This is a genomic window from Pseudomonas protegens (genome assembly GCF_013407925.2).
In the GTDB taxonomy this organism is placed as follows: Bacteria; Pseudomonadota; Gammaproteobacteria; order Pseudomonadales; family Pseudomonadaceae; genus Aquipseudomonas; species Aquipseudomonas fluorescens_AP.
This window is the reverse complement of record NZ_CP060201.1, coordinates 5,983,168-6,008,780: the sequence shown is the minus strand read 5'-3', so window position 1 is coordinate 6,008,780 and position 25,613 is coordinate 5,983,168. Positions and strand designations below refer to the sequence as shown.

Here is a 25,613-nt window from a genome sequence, read left to right as displayed (position 1 = left end):
CAGCAGCCGAAAGACGGCCCGAACGGGTCACGCGTGCTGGCTGGGCGCCAGTCTTTTCTCCAGTGCCGCCACGCCCAGGGTCGCGGGGGCGCAAACCGCGGCATACATCAGGCCGGCCAGGGTCAGCACCGGCAGGTACTCGAAGGTCGATGAACCGATGGCCGAGGCGCGGCTGACGATCTCCGGCAGCGCGATGGTGAAACACAGCGACGAAGCCTGGAACATCATGATCGAGAACCCCAGCAACGACGGCAGGGCCACCCGCAGCGCCTGGGGCAGAATGATGAAACGCAGCGCATCGAAGCGGTTCAGGCCGATCACCTCGGCCGCCTCGTTCTGCCCCTGGGCCACAGCCTCGATACCGCCGCGGATGATCTCGCTGGTGTAGGCCGCGGTGCAGTAAGCCAACGCCACGGCCGCCGCCCAGAACGAACTCAGGGTCAGACCGGCCGAGGGCAGGCCGAAATAGACGTACTGCAGCAGGATCAACGCGGGGGCGCCGCGCCCCAGTTCGACGATCAGCAGCGAGGGATAGCGCACCACCCGACGGGATGCCGAAACCCCTAGCGCCAGCAGCAACCCCAGGACCACCCCCAGCACCAGGCTGACGGCGGTGACCTGCATCGACAGCACAAAGCCCTTCCACAGTTCGGGAAACCAGGCCAGCCACATCTTCAGGATCTCGCTCATCGGGCCACCCTCTGCTTCAGGCTGGCCGCCAGCCAGCGCGAGAACAGCGCCACCGGCACGCTGAGAATCAGGTAGACCAGCGCCGCCACGCTGTACACCCCCAGCCCTTGAAAGGTTTGCTGGGACAGCTGATAGGCCTGGAAGCTGACGTCACCGACACCGATGGTCGACGCCACGGCCGAGTCCTTGAGCAGGCCGATGGCATAGGTGGCCGAGGTGGGAATGGCGATGCGCACCAGTTGCGGCAGCAGCACATCGAAAAAGCGCTGGGACGGCGAAAGATTGAGCACCTGCGCCGCCTCGAACTGCCCCTGGGGAATCGCCGCGAAGGCACCGCGATAGACCTCCGCCATGTGCGCCGCGGTGATCAGCCCCAGGCCCAGCACCGCGGCGGCGAATGGCGACAAGGCGATGTAGCCGCCACCGATGCCGAAGAAGATGAAGAACAGCCAGACGATCGGCGGAATCGAACGCAGGGTCAGCACCAGCATCGCCGCCAGCCAGCGACACAGCTTCAGGTTCGACAGACGCAGGGCGCAGAGCGGAAAGCCCAGCACCACGCCCATGCAGAATGCGCCCAGGGTCACGCTCAGGGTCCAGGGCACGCCGCGCAACAGGACCAGCAGGATATCCAGCATCAGCGATTCCTCACGGTCTGGAGAAACTGCGCCACCCGCGCGTGCCGTGGCTCGCGCATCACCTGGGCACTGGGCCCCTGCTCGATGATCCGCCCTTCGGCCATGACCACCACGCGGTCGGAAACGGTTTCGGCAAAGTGCATCTCGTGGGTCACCACCAGCATCGACATGCCCTCGCGCGCCAGCTCCTTCATCACCGCCAGCACTTCCAGGCCCAGCTCGGGGTCGAGGGCCGAGGTCGGCTCGTCGAACAGCATCAGCTCCGGATCCAGCGCCAGGGCCCGGGCGATGGCGATGCGCTGCTGCTGGCCGCCGGAGCAACGGGCCGGGTAGGCGTTGGCCTTGTCCGCCAAGCCGACCCGGTCGAGCAACTGCAATGAGCGGGCATCCGCTTGCTCGGCGCTGCGACCCAGGGTGCGGATCTGCGCCAGGCTGACGTTGCGCAGCACCGTGAGGTGCGGAAACAGGTTGAACGACTGGAACACCATGCCGATGCGCCGGCGCAACTTGAGCAATTCGCTCCTGGGCAACGGGCGCCCGGCCTCGATATGCACCCCGTCCATGCTGACCCGGCCGCGGGTCGCTGGCTCCAGCTGGTTGATGCAACGCAGCAAGGTGCTCTTACCCGAGCCACTGGGGCCGATAATCGCCACCACCTCGCCTTGGGCCATTTCGAAACACACGTCGTGCAACACCGGGTAAGGACCGAACTGCTTGTGAATCGCCTCCAGGCGCAGAAAGGGTTCGGCGCCAGATGGCGGGCGCGGCGCCAGGGCGGCGGCGCTGTCGATCACGGTCATGCTGCTCATGGTTTTTCTCCGGACAGGGTAGATGCCATGCCTGCAAGAATCAGGCAACAACCGCTGTTATCGATCGTCGTCGACTAACGGGGTACGGGAAAGCTTGAGCGCTCCAGTGGCGCTGACCAGCACCTGCTCTTCGAGCTTCACGCCTTCATGGCCGCCCTGCTCGCCGATGTAACTCTCCACCGAGAGCACCATGTTTTCCTCGAAGTGACCGTCATAGCCCCACTCGGCAAAGTCCACCGCGTAGGCCACGCTGGGGTACTCGTCCACCAAGCCGACGCCATGCAGCATCATCATGTAGCGGTTGTGCTCGAACTGTTTGGGCACCGGCCAGCAGCGCTCGGCAAACTCGCGGAACGACAGCCCCGGGCGCAGCAGGTCGAGGTTGAAGCTGATTTGCTGCGAGGCGATCTCCAGCAGGTCGCGCTGGGCCGCCGTCGGCGCCTTGCCGGGGCAGATGAAGCTGCGGGAAATGTCCGAGAGATAGCCCCCCGGCCCGACCATGTCGGTGTCGAAGCAGACCATCTCGCCGGCCTCGATGACCTTGTCCGAAGCGTCCTGGAACCAGGGGTTGGTGCGCGGGCCGGAGTTGAGCAACCGGCTCTCGGCCCACTCCCCGCCCTGGGCCACGTTGGTCCCGTGCAGGATGCTCCACAGCTGGTTCTCGGTGATGCCCGGCACCAGGCTGGCGCGCATGCGGGCAATCGCCAGGTCGCACACATCCATCGACACCCGGTGGCTGGCGACCTCCTCTGGCGACTTGATCAGCCGCGCCTGCTCCATCAGCGGCTGGGCGTCGAACAGCTGGATGCCCTGGGCCTTGAGCTTTTCCGCGCCCCAGGGGTCGCAGCGGTCCACCGCCAGGCGTCGATTGCCGGCGCCATGGCGGGTCATCAGGTCGGCCACTTCCAGGGCCCAGCGCTGGGCTTTTTCCTCGACCCGCGGGCCGGCGAGGAAGTACAGCCAGGGGATCGCCGGACGAATTTCGTCGATGGTTTCGATGTGCTCGCTGTTGTGCCGGCTGCTGGTGAATTCGAACAGCACCACCGGGCCATCGGTGGCCACGAATACGTAGCGGCTGGGGGAATGCATCACCCACAGGCCGAGGTTGTTGGTATCGGTGGCGTAACGAATATTGATCGGGTCGACCAGCAGCACGCCAGCGTAATCCTGCGCCCGCAGTTGCTGGCGGATACGCTCCAGGCGGTACTGGCGCAGCGCCGGCCGGTCAATCGCGGCGTAGGCCGCCAGCAGGCCGTGATCGACCGGGGCCAGGGCATGCCCGGTGACGCTGGCATCACTGCGATAACGCAGCGGGCTTGGAGGGACGGCAGTGAACAGCTCGGTGAAATCGGTATCCGTGTGCATGCAACAACCTCCGTGGGGAAGAGTTTGACGTTAATCAAAACCAATCGGACCAACATTCGGGGCAGTGACTTAAAGACCTGGGAAACGGATGACGGCTGTCTTTCTTATGGTTCAGGGCACGGCAACGGGCAGTGGCTAGAGGTCCTTGACCAGGCGCAGGGCGTCGTAGATCGCCGCGTGGGTATTGCGCGATGACACCGCATCGCCGATTCGGAACAATTGGAACCGCCCTTGAGGGTTGGTCACCAGGTTTTGCGGGTGACCGGCAATCAGGTCCCGGTACTCCACGGCGCCTTGATTGCTGGCCTGGGGCTGGAGCTCGAAATACAGCTCGTCCAGCGGCCGGGTGCCATGGTTGACCACGATCTGGTCCACCCGCCGGGTTTTCTCAAGATCGCTGTAATCGCTGCCGATGGTCGCCAGCAGCTCTTCGCCCTGGCGTTCCACGGCCTTGAGCCGGTAGGTAACGGTAAAGGTGGTGTCCAGCCGTTGCAGCGAGCGCATGTAGGGCACCAGGTTCATGCCCATCACCTCCGGCGCGAACGAGCGGTCGGGGGTCATGATCTCGGTCCGGGCGCCGCTGCGGGCAATCACCTCGGCGGCCTGCAAACCTGCGTGATCGCCGGCATCGTCGTACACCAGCACATTGCGTCCCGGTTTGACGTCGCCGGAAATGATGTCCCAGCTCGACACCAGCCACTGGTTGCCGTGCTGCAGGACTTCGGTGTGGGGCAACCCGCCGGTGGCGACGATCACCACGTCGGGGTGTTCATCGAGGACCATCGCCGCATCGGCCCAGGTGTTGAAGCGAAACCTGACGCCCAGGCGCTCGCACTGCGCCATGCGCCAATCGATGATGCTGATCATCTCCTTGCGCCGCTCGGACTGCGCGGTCAGGCGAATCTGCCCGCCGGGCTGGTCGGCCACTTCCAGCACCAGCACCTCATGCCCGCGCTCGCCGGCCACCCGCGCCGCCTCCAGGCCGCCGGGACCGGCGCCGATGATCAGCACCTTGCGCTTGCGCGCAGCCTTGGGCACCTCATGCGGCATGCTGGTTTCACGGCCGGTGGCGGCGTTGTGAATACAGTAGGCGGCACCGGCGTTGTAGATCCGGTCCAGGCAATAGTTGGCGCCGACACAGGGGCGGATCTGGTCCTCACGACCTTCAATGATCTTGCGCACGATATGCGGGTCGGTCATGTGCGCGCGGGTCATGCCCACCATGTCCACCAGGCCCGAGGCAATCGCGTGGCGGGCGGTGGCGACGTCGGGAATCTTCGCCGCATGGAAGGTCGGGAAGCCGGTCAGGGCGCGGATCTCCCCGGCGAAGTCCAGGTGCGGCGCGTTGCGCATGCCCTGGATCGGAATGATGTAGGTCAGCCCGGCATCGGTGGCGATATTGCCGCGAATCACGTTGAGGAAGTCGACCATGCCGCTGTCTTTAAGCAGCTGCGAGATCTGCAGCCCCTCCTCCTTCTCCAGGCCGCCGGCCAGGACCTCGTCGCCGGTGTAGCGAATGCCGACGATGAACTCCGGGCCCACCCGCTGGCGGATGGCACTGAGCACCTCGAAGGTGAAACGCAGGCGGTTGTGCAGCGAACCGCCATAGGCGCCCTCCAGCTCGTTGGTCAGCGGCGACCAGAACTGGTCCATCAGGTGGCCGTAGGCTTGCAGCTCGATACCATCCAGGCCGGCGGCCTGCATGCGTTCGGCAGCGTCGGCGTAATCGCCGATGATGCGTTCGATGTCCCAGATTTCCAGCTTCTTGGGAAAGGCCCGGTGGGCCGGCTCCTGGTTGTGCGAAGGCGACACCACCGGCAGCCAGTCGCCCTTGTCCCAGCGGGTGCGGCGCCCCAGGTGGGTGAGCTGGATCATCACCGCCGCGCCATGTTCATGGCATTCGTCGGTGAGCTCCTTCATCCAGCCGACCACTTCGTCCTTGTACGCCAGGATGTTGTTGAACACCGGCGGGCTGTCACGGGAGATCGCCGCCGAGCCTGCGGTCATGGTCATGGCCACGCCGGCCTTGGCGCGCTCGACGTGATAGGCCCGATACAATTTCTTCGGCATGCCCTCTTCGGGGTACGCCGGCTCGTGGGAGGTGGTGATAATGCGGTTGCGAAGTGTCAGGTGCTTGAGGCGATAGGGCTGAAGAAGCGGATCGTTATTCATATCGGTCTCGCATACTGGTCATCAGGCAAGGCAGACGATAGACCTCAATGTACACCAGTGTCAATTACATGGACACTGGTGTACAGTCACCACCATACAGATCAAACGGACAAGGAAAAAACGCCCAATGAAAGCAACCAGCAACAGCGCGGAAGCCGCTGGCCGCGGCTCCCTGGAGAGCTGGCTCAACGCCGCCTACGAGAGCCTCAAGGAATCGGGGGTGGATGCCGTGCGAGTGATGCCGCTGGCGAAGAAACTCAACCTGTCGCGAACCAGCTTCTACTGGTATTTCCAGGACCGCGAAGCCCTGCTCGAAGCCCTGGTGAACCTGTGGAAGAACAAGAACACCTTGAGCCTGGTATCACAGTCCGAGGCTTATGCCGAATCCATCACCGAGGCGATTCTCAACGTCTTCGACTGCTGGCTGAACAGCGAATTGTTCGACTCGCAGTTCGAGTTCGCGATGCGCAGCTGGGCCCTGCAATCGCCCGAAGTGGCACAGGAAATCCGCCAGGCCGACGCTCAGCGCGTGCAGGCCCTGACACAGATGTTCGACCGTTTCGGTTTCGCCCACGACGCCGCGGTGACCCGTGCGCGCTCGATCTACCTGACGCAGATCGGCTACATCAGCATGAACACCCAGGAACCCATGGCGCAGCGCATGCGCTTCATTCCCGAGTACTTGAAGATCTTCACCGGCGTCGAGCCCCTGCCCCGGGAATTGGAGCGCTTCTTTCAGCGCAACGGTTTTTCAGCGGCCGAGCTTTAGGTCCGGGCCAGGCCGGAACACAGGGCTCCCGTTCGACATGTGCTGCAACTGCATCGCCTGGGGAGCCCTGGCCAATGGCCGTTTCGCGCACCACCGACAAGGCTTGCGGACCGCCCCGCAATCGGCGGCGTCGTTGATGCCAGCGTTCGCGGCTATCCAGCCTGCTGACGAGATCAGCCTTGCCGCTCCAGAGCCGGGCGGCTGATCAGCACCGTCTTGCTGCGGCGAAAGGCGTTCATCCCACACTGACTCAAATCGCCGCTGCCCCCCGCTATCGTCCATCCATCGAGCGCCCTCACCTCCCGGTCCATCAGCGGCTTGTTGACCCCGATCAGACCGGCTTCAAGCCGATCCACAGCCGCAATCGCTTCGTCCACATCATTGGAGAACAGCACCGCTGCTCGCATGCAGGGCGAGCCATTCGCCAGATCCAGGGCCTCCTCAAGGTGTCGAACACGACGCACGGCGGCCACGGGGCCAAAACACTGCTCATGGTGAATATCCATGTCGGTGCTGAGTCCGGTGAGCAGGGTTGGCTCATAAAACCAGCCGACGGGGTGATCGACGGGTATCCGTCCACCACAGACTCGGGTCGCGCCTTTGGTCAACGCATCCTCTACCAGACGCATCACTTGGTTGCGTGCTTCTTCACTCAGCAAAGGCCCAATCTCCGGGTAACCCCGACTGTAACCGACACGCAACGCACGAACGCCCGCCGCGAACCGCTCGACAAACTGATCGTGGATTTCATCCACAACATAAAATCGATTTGCCGAGATACCGATCTGTCCACTCAAACGAAACGCAGCTGCAACGGCATAGGCCGCTGCGACATCCAGTGAAGCGTGTCGTGAAACTATCGTTGCGGCCACGCCCCCGGTCTCGATCAAACAGGGTTTCATCAGCTCCGCGCAGGTCACTGCAACGGCGCTGCCAGCGGCGGCACCGCCGGTAAAGGCCACGACATGAGTCGCACAAGACTGCACCAGCCACTGCGCCGTTAAGCCATCGCCAGGAAGGCAGGCAACCAGCCCCGATGGCAACGCGCTGAAGTACTCCATGAACTTCAGAGTGCACAGCGTTGCCGTCTCAGCGGGCTTCACTATGCAGCTATTACCTGCTGCCAGTGCCGCCGCCACAGTGCGGCACATCAGCAGCAGGGGCTGGCTGCCACCGAGGATATGCACGCTGACGCCATAAGGCTCATAGTGCCTCCACGAACCGCAAACGCTGTCGCGGGCTTCCTCAGTAACCCGTTGGGCATAGTGTCGAAAAACTCGAGCACACGCGGCCAGTTCCTCCATAGCGTCTGAAAATGGCCTGCCGGTCTCCGCACTCATCAAGCGAGCGACCTGAAGGCTGTGCTCGGTCAACTGCCCGATCGTCTCGGCGACCTTATGTAGCCATTGGCCGCGTGCCTTGACGGTAGTCTTTCGCCAACCGCTGCACGCTGCCTGAGCTGCAGCGATTGCAGCATCGACGTCGGTTTTCTCGCACAAGGGGATGACCCCAACCCGCTCCAGTGTTGCTGGAGCGACGACTTCGAGGGTGCGACGACTAACGGAGGGCCAAAAGCCAGGATTGATGAAATACAGAACCGCATCACGGCAGGCAGAGTTCATCGAGACATCCTTGTTCAAGTCATTCGGGGCCTCTGCCAGCATTCAGAGGTGGCAGAGCCCTCCAGACATGTTTTCCATATGAACAGGCCGGCCAAAACCGGGCCCATCAGCAGGAACAGACGCTATCAAGCCGGAGGCAAGCATTCGATTTCACAGAGCTTACCTTCAGGTAACCAGACCATTGACCATGAACAAGAAGCTAGGTGGCAATGCTTGCCAAGGCTTGCAGGTAGTGCTCCAGCAACGGGTTCCCTGCTTGATCAGGACGCGTGATCACCGATAGCTGAGTGCAGTATCGATAGTGTTTCGGACACAACGCGCGCATGCGCTGAGCATCAACCCAGCGCTGAGCATAATGGCTGGGCAGATAGCCGATGTATTCACCGCTGAGGATCAGGAATGCGACGCCCTCTCGATCGCTGGAGGTCGCCATCACTTTAAGTTGCTTGGAGTACCTGATGACCTCCGGCTCCTGGGAGTGGGCGATGGTGACCGCGTCACACAAGGGCAAACGATCGAGGATCAGGCTCTCATCATCAATCTCGAACAGGGGGTGTTCGTGACTGCAATAGAGTTGCGACTCCTCGGCATACAAGGGTCGATAGTCCAGGCCATTCACTCTATGGGTGGTAGGTATCGCGCCAATGTGGAAATGACCATCGAAGACGCCTCGGGCCACGCTGCTTGGCGTCGTCATGTGCACATTGACCTGAATATCGGGCCCTTTGGCCCTGAGGATCTTCAGGGCCTTGGTCATGCGCATGTGAGGCGATGTCACCAGGTTATCGGTAATACCAATATTGAGCTCCCCCCGCAGTTGGGTGGTAGCGGCGTTCACCTGGGTGCGAAAATTGCCTATGGCCGCGAACAACTGGAGTGACGCGTCGTAGATGCTCTGCCCGGCAACCGTCAGGGCGAAACCACTGCGCCCGCGCTTGCAAAGACAAACACCCAGGCGGCTTTCCAGATTGGCCATGCTCAAACTGATAGCCGCACGACTGATATTCAGCTCGATCTCGGCAGCGGAAAATCCGCCGCATTCAACCACCGCGCGAAATACCCGCAGCAACCGAATATCGATGTCACTTACCTGACCCACTCTCACAAGAGACCTCCGCAGCCAAGCCACAAGGTTCAGAGCATCCAGCGAGCCGGCACTATAGAGGTGCCACCGCCCTTGTCGCCATGCTTGAGCAGCCAGATCAGAAACGGCTTAGATAGGTAAGCCTCTGGTTACCTGAAGGTAAGACGAGAGCCATTCTTTAATTCCACCGAGTTACGTAGCTTGATCCTCCTGATCCGGCCCATAAATGTCGGCTTGGATTGCGTATTGAATTCATACATCAAGCAAGGAGCATGACGATGAAATCGACGGCAGGAGCAACGGCTCTGGTAATGATCCTCAGTTCATCACTAGCGGCTTATGCCGATCAGGAGATCCGCATAGGTGTGGCCGGCCCCTTCACCGGCAGCTACTCCAGGCTGGGCGCGCAGGTCTGGAACGGCACCAACGCAGCGGCCAAACAGATAAACGCCGCAGGTGGCATTAACGGCAAATCGATTGTCCTGGTCAAAGGAGACGATGCCTGCGAGCCCAAGCAAGCGGTGGCGGTAGCCAACCGGATGATCGATACCGACCATGTGCAGGCCGTCATCGGCCACGTCTGTTCCTCCTCCACCCTCCCCGCCTCGCAGATCTATTCGGACGCCAACATCCTGATGATGACTCCGGCGTCTACTGCCAACGCCATCACTGAACGGGGCCTGGACACTGTGACCCGAATGGTCGGACGCGACAGCCAGCAAGGTGAGGTTGCTGCCAATTATCTACATGAACAACTCCAGGCCAAACGCATCGCCATCGTGCACGACAAGGACTCCTACGGCATGGGCGTAGCCCTGGCCGTACAGCAGCGCCTGGGAGAGATGGGGATCAAACCTGTCCTGTTCGAAGGCCTTACACGCGGCGAGAAGGATTTCAATGCCCTGGCCACCAAGATCAAGGGCTTGCACGCGGACGCGGTCTTTTATGGTGGTGTCGCCGTGGAGGCTGGCACCCTGGTCCGACAGATACGCGAGTCGGGGGTCGATGCTCCCTTTGTGGCTGGCGATGGCATCGCCTCCGATGACTTTCCGGTTGCGGCCGGCGGTGGGCAGTTCATCAAGGGGGTCTTGATGGTGTTCGGCCAAGACGCACGGCAAAACAGTGAAAGCCAGATGGCAGTAGCCGCGTTGCGCAAGGAAGGATTCGAACCTCTGGGATACACGCTGTATGCCTACGCGGCGCTTGAAGCCATTGCTCAGACCATGCAAGCCACCCAATCCCATGATGGCGCGGTACTGGGACGGTGGCTAAGGCACAACAGTGTAAAAACCGTTGCTGGCAATAAGCGCTGGGACGCCAAGGGAGACCTGGCGACGCCTGACTTCGTGATGTACCGCTGGGATGATCAGGGCGAGTACAGCGTCTTGCACTGAGCCCTTGTGTGGGGTGCCAAGACCAGGCACTCCACAATGAGGCAAGGACATTGCCCTGACGCAGAATACTGCGCAAACGATATCCATCAGACGGTTTCCCGGTGGCTGATCCGCAGTTCAGGCGCCAACGTGGACAAGCTGCTTGAGCCCTCCGGACCACAGAGCAGCGTATCGCCTGGCTTGATGCCGAAGTCCTGGTTATGCAGCGATGGATTTGGCTCGTTGGTGAACGACATGTTGGGCTTGAACACATGCTCGTCCATGGCGTTTTGAGTCGGAAAAGCCGTGCGCATGAAAATCCCCTCTGGAATTCAGTTCTCGGTCATGAGCGGTGCGCACCGTTTATGTTCGATGTGCGTATCCTCTGCCCGACACTTCAGCGCCGGGCAGCCTGCTTTAGCGCGCAGCCCAAGCGTTGAAGCGCTCTTCAAGCTCTGTCCCGTGATCAATCCAGAAGTCGCTATCAACCTTCAGGGCCTGCGCCATGTTCTGCTCAGAGGTCGGAAAACTGTTGCGCGTTTCGGCAGCGATCAGTTCCAGGGTCTGCTTATGAGTCGGACCGTTGAACATCTTTTCGGCGAATATCTTTTGCTGCTGCGGCAAGCTCGCAAACGCTATGAATTTCAGCGCTGCTTCCTGGTTCCGGCTGCCTTTGACTATGGCCCAGCTATCCATGTCATAGAGACTGCCATTCCACACCAACGGGAAGTCGTACCCCTCCTTTTGCGCACTGATTGCCCGGCTGATGTACACAGAGGTCATGCTGACATCTCCAGCCGCCAGCCATTGCATCGGCTGAGCGCCTGACTCCCACCACTGTATCTGTGTCTTGATCTGGTCCAGTTTGCGAAAGGCCCGGTCCACGCCACCAGGTTGTCGCAGCACCTGATAGACCTGATCGCGTGGCACGCCGTCGGCCATCAGGGCGATTTCCAGAGTCAGCTTCGCGCCTTTGCGCAGAGCCCGCTTGCCAGGAAAGCTCTCCAGATCCCAAAGGTCCGCCCATTCTTTTGGGGCTTTCGACAGCGCTTTAGGGTCATAAGCCAGAGCGGTAGACCAGATAAAAATACCGACCCCACATTCGCTTATCCCGTCTTCGACGAAGTCCTCCTTGCGCACTCCGGGAATCGCCGGCAAGCGCTCGAACAGCCCCTCCTCGCATCCGCGCTGCAACTCGGCATGGTCGACTTCAACCACATCCCAGGTAACGCTTCGGGTATCCACCTGAGCCTTGATCATGCCGATTTCGCCGTTGTATTGCGCTGCTCGCACGGCTACAGAATGCTGCATCTCAAAGGGGGTGTAGAACGCCTCCTGCTGAGATTGTTTATTTATTCCACCCACGGAAACGACCGTCAATGCATCGGCTTGGGCATAGGTGCAGAGGGTAGCCAAGGCCAAACTGGCTATCACGTTTTTAAACATGGCAGATCATCCTTTTTTCTTGTTTTAAAAGACCTCGAAGATGATGCTAACCAAGGTGACAAGCTGCTATCGGGAATAAAAGGCTCAAGCGGCGGGAATCTTTTTCCTCCGCTGCCGTGCGGGTAGAACGACTCAACTCACTCAGGGACCGTAAGACCGAAACCCGAACAGACCTTAAACAAGGCTGGAAAACCGAACCATCGTTCGAGCTCTGGTCGTCAGGAGGCCGTGAAGAATGAAGAGCTGCAACGACTATCGACTCCCTTCTCTCGATGCACTGCTGGCCTTTCAGACTGCCGCGCAGTTGAAGAGTTTTGAACGTGCAGCCCAAGCCCTGTCGCTGACCGCAAGCGCACTCCGAAAACGTATAGCGGGTCTTGAGCAACTGCTTGGTTTGGCGTTGTTTGATCGTCAAGGCGGCACCCTCGCGCTGACGGCCCAGGGGCAAATGTACCTGGAGCAACTCACCCCCGTACTGACTCAACTGGTCGCCATACCGGTGCATCAACGCCCGGCACAACGCAAGCAGCGCCTGACACTCAGTTGTCCACCGACGTTTGCTCGTCAGATCCTCATCCCCCGCCTTGAAGAACATAGCCAACAGTACCCGGACATCGATCTGGAAATTCAACTCAGCGCTCCCATGTCGGGTACAGAAACACCGCTGCGAGACATCCAGGTATCTGGAGACAGCGCCACCGTGGAGCCTCAACACAGGCTACTCGACGAGCTTTTGCAGCCCTTGGCTGCACCAGGACTGCTGAGCCGTTACCCAGGCATACGGCTACCGCAGGAGCTCGCCTGCCTGCCGCTGATGCGCTCACCGCTAGAGCCCTGGCAACCCTGGTTCCAACAAGCGCACCTGGCCTTGAGCGAGCCAGACCAGGGACCGTCCTTACTGGATCTGGGGATGATGCTAGAGGCTGCGGCCAACGCTCAGGGGGTCGTCCTCGCGCGCCCCTCGCTGGCTCGTGATTGGCTGGAAAGTGGGCGACTGGTCGCGGTCGGCAATGTTCGCAGTGCTCCTTCCTACCACTACCAACTGCACATGCATCAGCGATCGGAGGCCGCACAAGCCTTCAGTCACTGGTTGACACAGATATGCCATGAAGCCGTGGAGCAGGGGCAGCGTTACTTGAGTGATCCGCATCAGGGAAAATCCGGCTCGCCAGATGGGAAAAACTTTCCCCGCTGATGATGTATCAGGCGGTTAGGCTGACCCTGCATATCACTCAGGAGCCGTTCCATTGCCTATCGTTACTTGCATCGAAGACCTGCGCAAAATGGCGCAGCAGCGCGTCCCACGAATGTTTTATGACTACGTCGATGGGGGGTCCTGGACCGAAAGTACCTACCACGCCAACCAGGACGATTTCGCAAAGATCAAACTGCGTCAGCGCGTTGCTAGAAATCTCGAAAATCGCTCGCTTAAAGCCAATCGACTGGGCATCGATATGGCTATGCCATTGGCCATCGCACCTACCGGATTGGCCGGGATGATCCATGCAGATGGTGAAATCCTGGCGGCGCGTGCCGCGACGGCGGCGGGTATTCGCTACACGCTGTCAACGGTCAGCATCTGCTCGCTGGAAGACGTCGCCGACGCAATCGAAGCGCCGTTCTGGTTTCAACTCTATGTGATGCGCGATCGAGCGTTTGTGGGCCGCCTGATTGACCGGGCTAAAGCCGCAGGCTGCGACGCCCTGGTGTTGACTCTGGACCTGCAATTGAGCGGTCAACGGCATAAAGACCTGAAAAACGGACTGAGCACCCCACCACGCCTGACTCCCGCCAACCTCTTGAACATCCTGACCAAACCACGCTGGATCAAAGGCATGCTCAGCACTCGCCGCCACTACTTCGGCAACATCATGGGACACGTTGCCGGCGTGGATGACTTGCGTCAGCTGGCCGATTGGACCTACGAACAGTTCGACCCAACGCTGTGCTGGGACGATATCAAGTGGATCAAGGATCGCTGGGGCGGAACACTGATTCTCAAAGGCATTCTCGATGTTGAGGACGCACACCTGGCCGTTGCCAGCGGCGCCGATGCGCTGATCGTCAGCAACCACGGTGGGCGTCAGCTCGATGGCGCCCCTTCCAGCATCAACATGCTGCCGGCCATCGCTCAAGCCGTCGGCGGGCAGATTGACGTCTGGCTCGACAGTGGCATTCGCAGTGGCCAGGACGTGATCAAGTCAATGGCTTTGGGGGCTCAAGGCGTCATGCTTGGGCGTGCCCATCTCTATGGTCTGGGAGCAATGGGCGAAGCCGGAGTGGCGAAAGCGTTGGAAATCATTGCGACAGAAATGGACCTGACCCTCGCGCTTTGCGGATACACCGATGTGCAGCAAATTGATCACAACATCCTGTTACCAGCGAGCTATCCGAAGCCCTGACAAATCTGACCGGCACCGCACTTTATTTAAGCCATAGAGGCGTCTACAAAACACAGTTGCTGATGCCCCCCAGTGGTTTACGTCTAAGCGGAGCAACAACTCCAGGAGCTGCTGCGCGTTCGGATACCTCCACCCGGTCCTGAAAGACGTTGCTGCACATGCCAGAGCCTGTGGTTCCCGACCACTGCAACCAAGCCGGGAAGATCTCGCAGGACCGATGATTGAGGCCGCAATTGTCGCCCCCCATTGATCGCTTAGGTGCTTGCCGGCATCGGAGGCTCACTTACCGGAGGCCGATTGCCGCTTGTGAGTATGCTGAGGAAGCTGGCCAGGCCTATCTGCAAGTCCACTCCTTGCCGAGTAATGCAATGAAACGCGGAAGTGTAGGCGAGCCGATCCGGAAGTATGGCCCGCAGCCGCCCTTCTTCGACCCAGTTTTTTGCATAGTGGGAGGGTAAGTAGCCGATGTATGTCCCTGAGAAAACCAGCAGCGCGATGGCCTCCATCGAGAAGGCGCTGATCATGTTGTTGAAGCGCAGTTCATAAGGCCGGCGGTTTTCTGCGACGTAGCCGCGATCCACGTAGTCCGAAGCACTGATTTCTTCGATGGACAGTGTTTCATCTGCTCGATCAAAGAACGGATGATCACTGCTGCAGTAGAGGTTCTGCTCCTCGTTGAACAGCGACCTGTAGTCCAGACCTGAGAGCCGATGGTGAAAGGCTCCGATCGCCAGATGCAGGCGTTCTTCCAGGACTGCTTGCTCCAACTCATCGGGACGCATCACATGCAGTTGCAGGCGAATCCTTGGGTGTTCTTTGCGAAAGCGAGCAAGTGCAGGCGGCAGGGGGCTCTGCGGCATCGTAGCCAGGCTGTCTACGGTACCCAGTTGAAGGTGTTCCTGGCTTCGGCCGTTCATCTCCACTGTTTTTTGTCGAAAGCGTTCGATGTCGGCAAAGAGTTCCTGGGCAGCGCTGTAGGTGGCCAAACCTTCTTCTGTGAGCTGAAAGCCGGACTTGCCTCGCTTGCACAACGAATAGCCCACACGAATCTCTAGGTCGCGGATCACGACACTCAGCCGCGGCAGACTCATGTTCAAACGGGTCTGGGCTGCAGTGAACCCCCCAGCCTCAACAATCGTGCAGAACGTGCGGAGCATCCGCAGATCCACGTCATTCAGATTTCCAAGCATGAGCACCTCGAGTCGCGTGGGCTTTCTGAAGCCCTGCTACCGAGATAGCAGGGCTGAAGGGCTGGCCTTACCCGTTCATCACGCCGCCACCGTTCACGCCCAGCACCTGGCCTGTCGTGAAACTGGCTTTCTCGGAGCAAAGGAACACCACAGTATGAGCGATCTCGTCTGCCGTCCCGAGGCGCTGGAGTGGATACCGAGCCGCTTCTTCTTTCACGTAAGCCGGCCCAAGTCGCTCGACCATTGGCGTCAGTGTGCCACCTGGTGCCACCGCGTTTACCCTCACCGCATGAGGCGCGAGTTCTCTGGCCAGCGATTTGGTGAAAGCGATAATCCCACCTTTGGCGGCGGAGTAGTGACACAGATTGGCGCAGCCCAACTGACCAAGGTCAGAGGCAATGTTGATGATCGAGCCGCTGCCTTGTCGGGTCATGAGTCGAGCTGCTTCCTGGGCAAACAGGAAGGTGCCGTACAGATGCACGCGTATCATCAGATCCCATTGCTCGAATGCCATCCGAGTGATCGGCGCTTCGTTCAGGATGCCAGCATTGTTCACCAGCACATCCAGCCGTTCCAATCCGCTGAAGGCATGCCTCACCGTCTCCGGTGAGGCAACGTCACCCAGCGCAATACGAGCTGTGACACCTTTGGATTCCAGTTCCTGGACCAGAGATTCAAGCTCATGGCTGAAGTTCAAGTCATTCAGCACTGCCGTGTCGCCAGTTTCGCCCAAAGCGAGGGCAATAGCGCGGCCAATGCCATTGGCGGCGCCTGTCACAAGATAGGTTTTCATAGGGCGACTCCAGATCAGTAGGGATGATTTTCGAGCCAGCGTGCGTAGGTCACCAAACCATCAGTTAACAGAAACTCTGGGTGATAACCGAGTTGTTCACGTGCTGCGCAGATGTCGAATCGTGCGTTCTCATCGAGGACCTCAATCGTGCCTGGGCCGATGCTAATGTCCGCGGCCGGATACAGAGAACGCACGCGCTCGGCAACCGAGGAGTAGCTCTCTTGCTCGCCGGCGGTGACGTTGAACACACGCTGAGTTAATCGCCCATCCTCTACGGTTGCTGCCAGTAGGCAGGCCGCTGCGACGTCCGAAACGTGCACGTATTGCAGGCGGTAATCGCCACCAGCGGCTTCATCGAGCGGCTTTGCGTCGATGGCTGCACGCAGTAAGTCCTTGAGATAGCACTGCATGAATTGGCCTGGCCCGTAAATCCAGCCCGGGCGCAGTGAAACTGCGCTGACCTGGTAGAGGTCGGTGTAGACCTGGCCAAGCTTTTCGGTGAACACCTTGGTGCAGCCGTAGGGGGTGGTCGGTTGCAACGACGCCGACTCGTCGATCACGCCGAGTGCTTGGTTATTGCCGTAGGCACACTCAGAGCTGAGGTTCACCACTCGAGGTGTTCCGTTCAGGCGTGCTGCTTCCAGCACGTGAGTAGTGCCCAGCGCGTTGGTCAAAACGGTTTGAAGTGGAATGCGACGCGAATCAACGGGGTGGGAGATTGCTGCCGTGTGGATGACAGCATCAAACTTCTGGGTCTGAAAGGTTTCCAGCAGGCTGGCCAGGTCGATCAGATCGCCTTGTCGATACTGGTAGTCAGCAGCTTCGATGGCACAGGTCAGGCTGCGATCATAGCCAGTCACGCGGTGACCTTGCTTTAGAAGCTGACTCACGACTTCTTGTCCAAGAAATCCATTGGAGCCTGTCACGAGAACATTCATGGAGAACCCTCTCAGTAGGGATGAATGGGCAAATCCAGCGCGCCCTTGCGCACCTGTTCATACACGTCGTCAGGCGTGCACCACCAGGCATCGTCATTCTGTTGAATACGTTGAATCAGGCGCTCCAGCATCAGGAGCCTTGAGGGTCTGCCAATCAGCTGTGGATGCATGGTTAGAATGAAATGACCTCCATACTCGCGCATGCCTTCCATTTCTGCGGTCCACAGACTCAAGACCTTGTCAGGCGCCTCGATCACCCCCCCCATGGCAGGCTCCGCGGAGTAGGCAAATTGCTCCCAGTCATCCAGTGCCCAACTGACCGGCAACTCCAGAAGTTGCCCTGGTTCACCGCCTACCAGGTAAGGACGGTCATCCCCCATCAGACTGCTGTCAGATCTGAACCCGAGCTCGATCAGTGAACTGATGACATCCGGCGTGATCTCCCAAACCGGAGCACGATAGTGGTTGACTTCGCGCCCAATGGTCCGCTCTAGCACTGCTTTGCTGTCGCGCAGGATGCGCAGGTTCTGTTCCGGTGTGTGTTCGTCGACGCGTTCGTGGAAATAGCCATGACAGCCAATGCCATGACCGGCTTCTGCGATCCCGCGAACGACGTTCGGGTCCCTCTCGGCGATCAAGGCCGGGATGTAGAACTGCGCGCGGACGTCGTACTTCGCAAGTAGCTCAAGAATGCGGGGCACACCTACACGACGGCCATAGGCGCCCATCGAGAGCAAAGTCAGTCGGCGACCGTCCAGGCTGGACGATTCCCACGCAGTTTCAGCATCCAGGTCAAAGCTCAGGGTGACAGCGAAACGCTTTCGATCAGGCCACATAGTCATGGGGAAACAATCCTTTGCGTAGGCGCCTTGCGGCGCAGTCGGTTGTAAGTGAGCACGACTGCACCACTGGCGATGATGACGATGCCGCAGTACCAGACGTGATAGAGATAGGCAGGGTCCGCAGGTTGGGCACCTGCGGTGTAGGCAATGTAGGCGAGCGTCAGAAGCGCCAAGGCAGGCAAGCCAGACATTGCGAAGGCTTTATGAAGCGGCTGTTCGCGCAAGACCGCGAAAATGAAGCAGAGGATCATCGTGCTGTAGGAGATCATCATGGTGATCGACACAACATCGTAGTACCACTGCAAGTCACTCACTGGCTTAGCCCAGATCATCGCCAGTCCACAGACAGTGCCAATCACGGTCAGTCGAGCAGGAACTCGCCTGTGGTTCAGTTTCTCCAGCGCCGCTGGCAACTCGCCTTCGCGACTCATCCGATAGCCTGCACGAACCCCAGCATTCAGCGAGATGTTCAAGCAGTTGCAAGCTGACGTGATGATTACCAGGGGCGGTAACCAGAGCAGCCAGGAAGGCAGGTAAAGCTGTGCAATGCTGCCGATTGCTTGTGCACTGTCTGAGAACATGCCAGCGAGCGTGCTGGTAGGGACTGCCATTTTCCAGCCGATGGCTGCGATCGAGTAGATCACCAGCATTGCAGTCAGGGTCAGTAGGAATGACCGCTGGATGGTTCTTACGGGGGTTCTGGCCTCTTCAATGAAATTGATCGAAGAGTCGAACTGCGCGAGCATCCACATCCCAAACAACATGCCTGGACCAATGGCCGTCCAGAAACTGTCCAGTGACGAGGGCAGGTAGGAGCTCAGGACACCTGCACTGGGTACTTGTGGATCGATGATGCCTGCCAAGCCCAGGCCCAAGAGCACCGCGAGTTCGAGAGCCAGCAGGCAGATGGCGACTTTGGCAGTAGCCTCAACCCCCCTCAGGTTCAGCACCATGAATACGAGGAGCATCGTGCTGGCCACGACCTGCCCGGTATGAGTTGAGCCATCAAGGCCGAGGAGGCTTTGTGCGTATTGCGCCCCGACCAGCGCGCACATTGCGGTCACGCTGAAGCACATGATCACGTACGTCCAGCCAAGAATGGTGGCCGCTGCTGGTGTCAGATAACGCTTACTGAACACAAAAACGCCACCGGCCGCAGGAGCCCTGCGGACCAGGTACACAAGGCTGAAGGCAATCACCATCATTGGGAAGAAATACGCAGCGAGAATCGATAGCGGTGCGAGTTCTCCAGACAGGGTATAGAGCAGGGGCATCGACGATACCCCGACCCACGCGGGGCCATTGAAGGCCAGTGTATTGGCACAGACGTTGAGCGTACTCAGCCGTCCCTTGGAGAGGGTGGTGTTGATCTCTCGAACTTCACCCTTTCGGTCGTACCCGATGAAGTCACTGAAGCTCATGATGGCTTCTCCTCGACCTAGGCCTGTTCAGCCAGAGCATCCGCGAGGATGCAGAGCAGTTCGAACATCATCGTTGCGCCGACAAGCGCTGTGGCGCCTCCCAGGTCAAACGGGGGCGAAACCTCAACGACATCGGCACCGAGCAAGTTCAAACCGCGCAGGCCGCGGATCATTTGTTGGGCCTGCAGCGTGGTCATCCCGCCAATTTCTGGTGTGCCAGTTCCAGGAGCGAAAGCCGGGTCCAGCACATCGACGTCGAAGCTGATGTAGGTAGGGTCGTCGCCAATCACTCGGCGAATCTCTGCCAGGGTGCCTTCCACGCCAAGATCGCAGAACTCCTCCATGTGGATCACTCTGATCCCACACGCTTCGGCGAAGGCTTCATCTTCGGCTGAGTAGATGGAGCCGCGAATGCCGATCTGCACGGTGCGCCGCGGGTCCAGCAGACCTTCTTCAATCGCGCGACGGAAGGGCGTGCCATGGGTGTAGGGGTTGTTGCCGAAGTAGCGATCATTGGTGTCGGAGTGAGCATCGAAATGCACCATACCGATTGGGCGATGCCTGGCGAGAGCGCGAAAGATCGGCAGGGTGACCAGATGGTCGCCGCCTACAGACAAGGGGACGACGCCCGCCTGATGCAGTTTGCTGAAGAATCCTTCGATCTGCTTCAGCGAGTCCAGAAGGTCGATCGGATTGACCGGGGCATCACCTAGGTCGCCGACGCGGACCAGGTCATAGGGCGCAATGCGGCTCACGTGATGAACCTTGCGCATGAGGCTGGACATGTTCCGTACTTCACGCGGTCCGTGGCGTGCACCGGCGCGGTTGGTAGTGCCGCCATCCCAAGGTACACCTACCAAGCCAATGCGAACCTGAGACGGGTCTTCGAAGGCGGGCAGCCGCATGAACGTGGGGATGCCTGCGAAGCGTGGCACCAGGGCCGCGTCAATAGGCTGTGGATTCTTGTTAGCCATGAAGGTCTCCATGTCGACGTATATTGGTCGACTTTTTATATTTGTCATTAAGGAGCGAGTTACAGGTGAAACCGTTTGAGTAATAACAGCAGGCAAGGCAACAGCCCGGGAGGATGGGGCAATGAAGCATGCTTTTTTGTTGTTACTCTTTACCCAGGTCAGAGTATGAACAGCTTGCGTTCAAATAAATCGCCAATTACGAAAGCTGGCTTATTCAAAAGTGAAACTGTTCCATGCGGGCATAGTTATGTCGTTGACGGACTGAGTAATGCGCCAACAGGTACTAGCGGCCCGCTTTGGCATGCTGTTAATTGGTGGGGTGTGTTTGGACAGGCATGAACGAAGCGTTTCGTTTCGCAAAGATGTAATACAAAACGCCGGGAATGATAAGCCCAATGATCCAGGAGATATCTACTCCTCCCATTTTCTCGACAAAGGGGCCGGTGTACAGGCTGGTCGAAATAAAGGGCATCTGGATTAAAACGCCGAAGATGTAAGTGCCAATACCCACGCTGTTCCAGCGGCCATACTGTCCGTTGGGGTCGAATAAGGCGTTGAGATTATATTGCTCCTTGTTGATGAAGTAGAAGTCAACAAGGTTAATCGCGCTCCATGGGGTGAAGAAGGCAAGCAGGAACAAAATGAATGATTTGAAGGTTCCGATAAACGAATCCTCTCCGAGCAGTGCAACCGTCGTGGACGCGCCGACGATGCACAACACAAAGCAAATTCTTTGCGCCGCACTGATTGCCACATCGCCACGCAAACCACTGATGACCGTCGCGGCGCACATGAAGCTGCCGTAGGCGTTGAGTGTCGAGATCGTGAGTTTGCCGAATGCAATGCTGAAGTAGATCAGCGCTGCTGTCAGGCCCGTGCTACCGAGCCCCACAATGACGGATACCTCATGGCCGGCGAAGCTGGCTCCGGCCAGAGCGGCTGCGAACACTCCAAGTACCATAGAAACCTGCGCGCCAATCACCGAGCCCAGTCCAACAGCCAGGATGGTTTTGAGAGGTGAAGTTTTGCTCGGAAGGTAGCGAGAGTAGTCCGCGACGTATGGGCCATACGCGATTTGCCATGAAGCTGAAAGCGACACAGCGAGCAGGAAGCTAGCCCAGTCAAAGTGACGAATTGCCAAGAGCTGGCCGATATCTTTGGTCATCGTCAAGCGGACAAACAGATAGCAGAACGCGATGACACCCACCACGCTCGCTATGCGACCTGCGATGTGAATGAAGCGGTAGCCCATGATCGTCATGAGCATTGTCAGCCCGGCAAAAATCAGAATACCGCCACTGTTGCTGACCCCAGCCAATTGCGCCACGGCCTGGCCGGAGAGAATAGCGCCTGTGGCGTTGAAGCCCAGGTACATGAGGGCGACCAGGACGATAGGAATCGTTGCCCCGTACACGCCAAACTGGACACGACTTGAGATCATCTGGGGCAAGCCGAGCTTCGGCCCTTGAGCGGCATGCAGCGCCATGACGGTGCCGCCAAATATCTGGCCGACCAACAGTCCGATCAGTGACCAGAACACGTCACCACCCAGAACTGCGGCAAGGGAGCCGGTCAACAGTGCAGTAATTTGCAGGTTGCAGCCGAGCCATAGCGTGAACTGGCTATAGAGGCTGCCATGCCGTTCTGATTCTGGAATATGGTCGATAGAGCGTTTTTCGAGCAAGGCGGGTTGACGCAGTTCAACCGAAGAGCTGGGCATTTGCTATCTCCATGGGACATTTAATTGTCCTCGTAATTGTTGTTGGCGTAAGAGATGGGCAGTAGCAGACTTAGCGGAAAATACGTTGTACTTGTTTTTTGTGGATACCAGTCAAGACTACCTTCGTAAAAGACAGCGGTATACGCTCAGTTGGTTAAGTCAGCTTTATGGTTCCGTTAACTGAAGGGACAAATCGGAGGAAGACCGGCTACGCCATAGTTGGCCAGATTTTGTAGTTATCGCAAGGAGCTTGTGGTATTTGAGTTGCCGTGGACTTCGCTGACTTTGAAAACGGCGACTGGACTACGACCCGGCTATCCATGTCATATAGACTGCAACTCCACACTTGCGGGACTTTGTACTTTCTTCGACATTCAGCGACGGACTTGGCGATTGAGAGTTTGAGCATTAACCCAGCTTGCGTGGTCATCGATGATGTGCAGAGCACAGCCTGACTCAACCGCAGATCAACAAACTCCACGCGACCCTGGAGATCATCTTCAATAACAACCTGCCGGAAGACTGACGACCACTGAGAGCACAGACTTGCGGTGAAGGGCTATAAATCCGCGCGGAGCGGCTCAGTTTGGAAAGCCTCATGCTCGTCTCGTGCCTGGTTTGCTAGATAGATCCATCAAGCTGTGACGGTGTCCCCCCGACCGCCAGGAGCAGCTCAGGCAATACCTCACCAGCACTTCCTTTCAGCATTATCTCGTCCGCGCCAACCAAGCCAACCTCTTCAAGGTTGACATGGATCACCGCGGCCCCGGCTGCGAGCGCCATTTCCGGAATGCCAGCTGCCGGCATGACTACGCCGGAAGTCCCCACTGAAATCAGCACATCACAATCTCTCACGAGCCGTACTGCGGACCGCCAGGCGTCCTCGGGCAGCTTCTCCCTGAACCAGACCACCCCCGGCCGAAGCCTTTCGTTGCAATGCTCACACCGAGGAGGCTCGATCCACTGTCCTTCCTCAGAAACCCTCAGTTGGTCAGGTGTTAATTCGCCTGGCCGGTGACATGCAATGCATTTCGCCCCCATCAAGCTGCCGTGAACGTGAACCACGTCCAATGAACCTGCCCGCTCATGCAGGTCATCGATATTTTGGGTAATGACGGACACCTCCCAGCCGGCATGTTGAAACCGGGGAATGCACAGGTGGGCTGGGTTTGGCTTTGCCCCGCTGACCTGGTGCCGCCGCCACAAGTACCAGCCCCATACGAGAGCCGGGTTCTCCCGAAAGGCGTCCGCTGTTTCCAGGCGTTGAGGGTCGTGCTTGGCCCATAACCCGGTTAGTTTGTCGCGAAACGTCGGTATTCCGCTCTCGGCCGAGATGCCAGCGCCCGAGAAAAAAACGATTTTCTTGGACCTGCGTAGAACATCGGCAGCTCTTTGCATTTGGCTCACGAGACACCCCCCTCGGCTCTGCAGCGACGAATACTGTTCAGTAAACACGGGAAAGACCTATGACCCTAGCTTAGGCACTCGCGGCTGAGCGGAACATGAAACGATACGATCATCCTGGCGCAGCACAACCCTCTGGGTCGCTGCGCCCAGGCGATCGGGCCTGCGTGACGATGGCCGGATTCCCACGAATACGGCCACGGGCGGCATCAGGTTACGGACGAATCCAGGCGGGAGCTGCCGCTGGCGCCAGGCCGGTACGTGCGGTCTCGGCACAGGTCGCCAGCCCGGCATAGTGAATGCCCAAGCCGGAAATTCCCGGACCGTAATGCGCGTACTTGCCGGAGTTGGTCATCAGTGAACGGGCGTTGGGTTTGAGCAGCGGCTTTTCGATCATGCACCAGCAAGTGTCAGTGATGAACTCCACGCCGAAGGCTGTCAGGACATCGATCGCTCCCGCCGCCTCGGCCTGCTCGAATACCGTCCTGCCGCTGGTGACCATGATCGAAACCTGCGGGTGCTTGCGCTGGCCCGCGCACAGTTGTGCCAGGCGCTTGAATTCGTCGAGAGAAAAATGCGGATTGCCCAGGGAGATGATATCCACCTGTCGATCATCGGCCGTGTTCAGCTCCTGCCAACTGCGGTACAGGTCCTCGAGGCGGATCTTGACGACTTCCAAGGGCCTGGCAAGCCCTTCGAGTGCCGCCAGGGACTGCGCTTCCGGGGTGACCCCGGCAATGTGGAACATTGGCGCCGCAGAGGTGGTTGCAAAGGCCGCACCGAAGCCTTTCAGATCGTCCGCCGTGACACTGTGTCCGTCCAACCCCATCACCAGTGGTATGCGCTGCCCCGCGATCAGGCCCACATGGTAGCCGAGCAGCGGATACAGCGACTCGTCGAAATCCGCCAGCTGCGGCACCTCGATCACCACCGCCGCCTGGCGATTCTTGTCGATATGGCAGCCGCTCAAGGGCGCGCGCCCGGTCAGTGCAATGCAGATATCCAGGTAGTCCGGATACTTCATGGTGCGGGCACCCAATACGCTGTTGGCGTAAACCACGGCATTGGATTCAGCCCAGACAATCTGCTCGCCCAAGCTCGGCGCGGTGTCGAGCAAGTACGGCGCACAGGTGAAGGTCGGTCGACAACCCATGTTGACGTAGGCGTCCGCCAACGCACTGGCCGGCTCGCCCAGTTCGGACCTGACGCCCTGGCTGCGCCAGCGTCGCTGGTCCACCGATACCGAGTTGAGGCTGGTGGGCACCACGACCCTGGCGCCCCATTCACACAGCTGCCGGGCAAAACGCAGGCTGGCTGGACCGGTGTAGATGCAGCCATCGATATGCGCCTGGGTCACGTCGATGAGTTCACTCGCGCCTTGAATCCTGGCCATTTGCAGGATGATCTGCATGGCCACTTGGCAGGCCTTGCCGGACTGGCCATCGAGCATCGCCCGATCACTGGCAGAGAGCTGCACAACCCCGACCGCCGCCAGCGAGGCGTCGACGGGCTGCTCATCGCCGCCTCCATCAATCTCCACCAACGTGCCTGTTATTCGCACCGTCCGGGCATTGGCAAACCGCCCAAAGCCCTCCTCTGCGACGCTTACGACAGGAATCGACACCTGGAAGATTTCCTGGGCGACCAGGGCCCCCAAGGTGAGAATTTCTTCGTCTTCGGCAAACACCAAGGCCGCTGGCGCCTTGCCGTTCAACAACAGCTCCATGATCACCGCGCTGCCGGAACACGAACCACGCCCGCAGGGAATCACCAGCACCTTGCCGGCAAGATGCTCACCAGACAGCGGATGGTGCCGATCAATCACCTCACTGGTGTAAGGATCGACCCCTCCCCACAGGCTCAGGGGAACGCTGGAAAACAGCACCTCTCCCTGGGCAACCCCATGCACCAACGACTTTGCCTGCAGACGCGAACCGCTCATCTCATCTGACCCTCAAAAA

Annotated in this window: 22 protein-coding genes; 4 read left to right on the top strand and 18 right to left on the bottom strand. The window is 59.3% G+C overall.

Annotated features, from left to right (window positions below; genetic code table 11):
* Positions 1–27: 27 nt before the first annotated feature.
* From GGI48_RS27775 to GGI48_RS27755, 5 genes are all read right to left on the bottom strand, one after another.
* Positions 28–690: an amino acid ABC transporter permease gene (locus GGI48_RS27775; protein WP_179601081.1), complete on the bottom strand. Its 663-nt coding sequence runs from the start codon at positions 688–690 to the stop codon at positions 28–30.
* On the bottom strand, positions 687–1,328 hold the full coding sequence (locus GGI48_RS27770; protein ID WP_047304951.1) for an amino acid ABC transporter permease: 642 nt from the start codon (positions 1,326–1,328) through the stop codon (positions 687–689). The genes GGI48_RS27775 and GGI48_RS27770 overlap by 4 nt, the downstream gene beginning before the upstream one ends.
* Positions 1,328–2,137, bottom strand: a complete 810-nt coding sequence (locus GGI48_RS27765; protein WP_179601079.1) for an amino acid ABC transporter ATP-binding protein — start codon at positions 2,135–2,137, stop codon at positions 1,328–1,330. The genes GGI48_RS27770 and GGI48_RS27765 overlap by 1 nt, the downstream gene beginning before the upstream one ends.
* A 57-nt stretch (positions 2,138–2,194) precedes the next feature.
* Positions 2,195–3,502 (bottom strand): Xaa-Pro peptidase family protein, encoded by a 1,308-nt coding sequence (locus tag GGI48_RS27760; protein ID WP_179601077.1) that lies wholly within the window; start codon positions 3,500–3,502, stop codon positions 2,195–2,197.
* A gap of 135 nt (positions 3,503–3,637) precedes the next feature.
* Positions 3,638–5,674 (bottom strand): NADH:flavin oxidoreductase, encoded by a 2,037-nt coding sequence (locus GGI48_RS27755; RefSeq protein WP_179601075.1) that lies wholly within the window; start codon positions 5,672–5,674, stop codon positions 3,638–3,640.
* Between the two features lie 127 nt (positions 5,675–5,801).
* Between GGI48_RS27755 and GGI48_RS27750 the strand changes: the two genes are divergently transcribed.
* Entirely contained in the window at positions 5,802–6,443 is a 642-nt protein-coding gene (locus GGI48_RS27750; protein WP_047304955.1) for a TetR/AcrR family transcriptional regulator, read from the top strand.
* Positions 6,444–6,616: 173 nt separating this feature from the next.
* On the opposite strand, the gene GGI48_RS27745 is transcribed toward GGI48_RS27750, so the two are convergent.
* Positions 6,617–8,065, bottom strand: a complete 1,449-nt coding sequence (locus tag GGI48_RS27745) for an aldehyde dehydrogenase family protein (RefSeq protein WP_179601073.1) — start codon at positions 8,063–8,065, stop codon at positions 6,617–6,619.
* A 199-nt stretch (positions 8,066–8,264) separates the two neighbouring features.
* Complete coding sequence (locus GGI48_RS27740) at positions 8,265–9,170, bottom strand: LysR family transcriptional regulator (protein ID WP_260620547.1); 906 nt, start codon at positions 9,168–9,170, stop codon at positions 8,265–8,267.
* Between the two features lie 257 nt (positions 9,171–9,427).
* Between GGI48_RS27740 and GGI48_RS27735 the strand changes: the two genes are divergently transcribed.
* Positions 9,428–10,543, top strand: coding sequence for a branched-chain amino acid ABC transporter substrate-binding protein (locus tag GGI48_RS27735; protein WP_260620546.1), 1,116 nt, complete (start codon positions 9,428–9,430; stop codon positions 10,541–10,543).
* Between the two features lie 86 nt (positions 10,544–10,629).
* Here GGI48_RS27735 and GGI48_RS27730 read toward each other — a convergent pair whose 3' ends face one another.
* Entirely contained in the window at positions 10,630–10,836 is a 207-nt protein-coding gene (locus GGI48_RS27730; RefSeq protein WP_179601069.1) for a hypothetical protein, read from the bottom strand.
* Positions 10,837–10,939: 103 nt separating this feature from the next.
* Positions 10,940–11,968, bottom strand: coding sequence for an ABC transporter substrate-binding protein (locus GGI48_RS27725; RefSeq protein WP_047304958.1), 1,029 nt, complete (start codon positions 11,966–11,968; stop codon positions 10,940–10,942).
* Between the two features lie 235 nt (positions 11,969–12,203).
* Here GGI48_RS27725 and GGI48_RS27720 point away from each other — a divergent pair, with 235 nt between their 5' ends.
* Both GGI48_RS27720 and GGI48_RS27715 read left to right on the top strand, forming a co-directional pair.
* On the top strand, positions 12,204–13,163 hold the full coding sequence (locus GGI48_RS27720) for a LysR substrate-binding domain-containing protein (RefSeq protein WP_047304959.1): 960 nt from the start codon (positions 12,204–12,206) through the stop codon (positions 13,161–13,163).
* 52 nt (positions 13,164–13,215) lie between these two features.
* Positions 13,216–14,370, top strand: coding sequence for an alpha-hydroxy acid oxidase (locus GGI48_RS27715; RefSeq protein ID WP_179601067.1), 1,155 nt, complete (start codon positions 13,216–13,218; stop codon positions 14,368–14,370).
* A gap of 254 nt (positions 14,371–14,624) precedes the next feature.
* On the opposite strand, the gene GGI48_RS27710 is transcribed toward GGI48_RS27715, so the two are convergent.
* The 9 genes from GGI48_RS27710 to GGI48_RS27670 form a co-directional block, all read right to left on the bottom strand.
* Positions 14,625–15,560, bottom strand: a complete 936-nt coding sequence (locus GGI48_RS27710) for a LysR family transcriptional regulator (RefSeq protein ID WP_179601065.1) — start codon at positions 15,558–15,560, stop codon at positions 14,625–14,627.
* A gap of 67 nt (positions 15,561–15,627) precedes the next feature.
* On the bottom strand, positions 15,628–16,353 hold the full coding sequence (locus tag GGI48_RS27705; protein WP_179601063.1) for an SDR family NAD(P)-dependent oxidoreductase: 726 nt from the start codon (positions 16,351–16,353) through the stop codon (positions 15,628–15,630).
* A 14-nt stretch (positions 16,354–16,367) separates the two neighbouring features.
* Complete coding sequence (locus GGI48_RS27700; protein WP_179601062.1) at positions 16,368–17,291, bottom strand: NAD-dependent epimerase/dehydratase family protein; 924 nt, start codon at positions 17,289–17,291, stop codon at positions 16,368–16,370.
* A gap of 11 nt (positions 17,292–17,302) precedes the next feature.
* Positions 17,303–18,133 carry a polysaccharide deacetylase family protein gene (locus GGI48_RS27695; protein ID WP_103739844.1) on the bottom strand — a complete coding sequence of 277 codons (831 nt, stop codon included), beginning with the start codon at positions 18,131–18,133 and terminating at the stop codon, positions 17,303–17,305.
* The gene (locus tag GGI48_RS27690) at positions 18,130–19,554 is read right to left on the bottom strand and encodes an APC family permease (protein ID WP_179601060.1); all 1,425 of its coding nucleotides are present in this window, start codon (positions 19,552–19,554) and stop codon (positions 18,130–18,132) included. Before GGI48_RS27690 ends, GGI48_RS27695 begins: the two co-directional genes overlap by 4 nt.
* A 17-nt stretch (positions 19,555–19,571) precedes the next feature.
* Entirely contained in the window at positions 19,572–20,528 is a 957-nt protein-coding gene (gene speB, locus GGI48_RS27685; protein ID WP_179601058.1) for an agmatinase, read from the bottom strand.
* Between the two features lie 307 nt (positions 20,529–20,835).
* Entirely contained in the window at positions 20,836–22,248 is a 1,413-nt protein-coding gene (locus GGI48_RS27680; RefSeq protein WP_179601056.1) for a cytosine permease, read from the bottom strand.
* A 621-nt stretch (positions 22,249–22,869) separates the two neighbouring features.
* A complete protein-coding gene (locus GGI48_RS27675; protein WP_409565328.1) occupies positions 22,870–23,655 on the bottom strand; it encodes an SIR2 family NAD-dependent protein deacylase in 786 nt (261 codons plus the stop codon).
* 211 nt (positions 23,656–23,866) lie between these two features.
* On the bottom strand, positions 23,867–25,594 hold the full coding sequence (locus GGI48_RS27670; protein ID WP_179601054.1) for an aconitase X: 1,728 nt from the start codon (positions 25,592–25,594) through the stop codon (positions 23,867–23,869).
* Positions 25,595–25,613 lie beyond the last annotated feature (19 nt).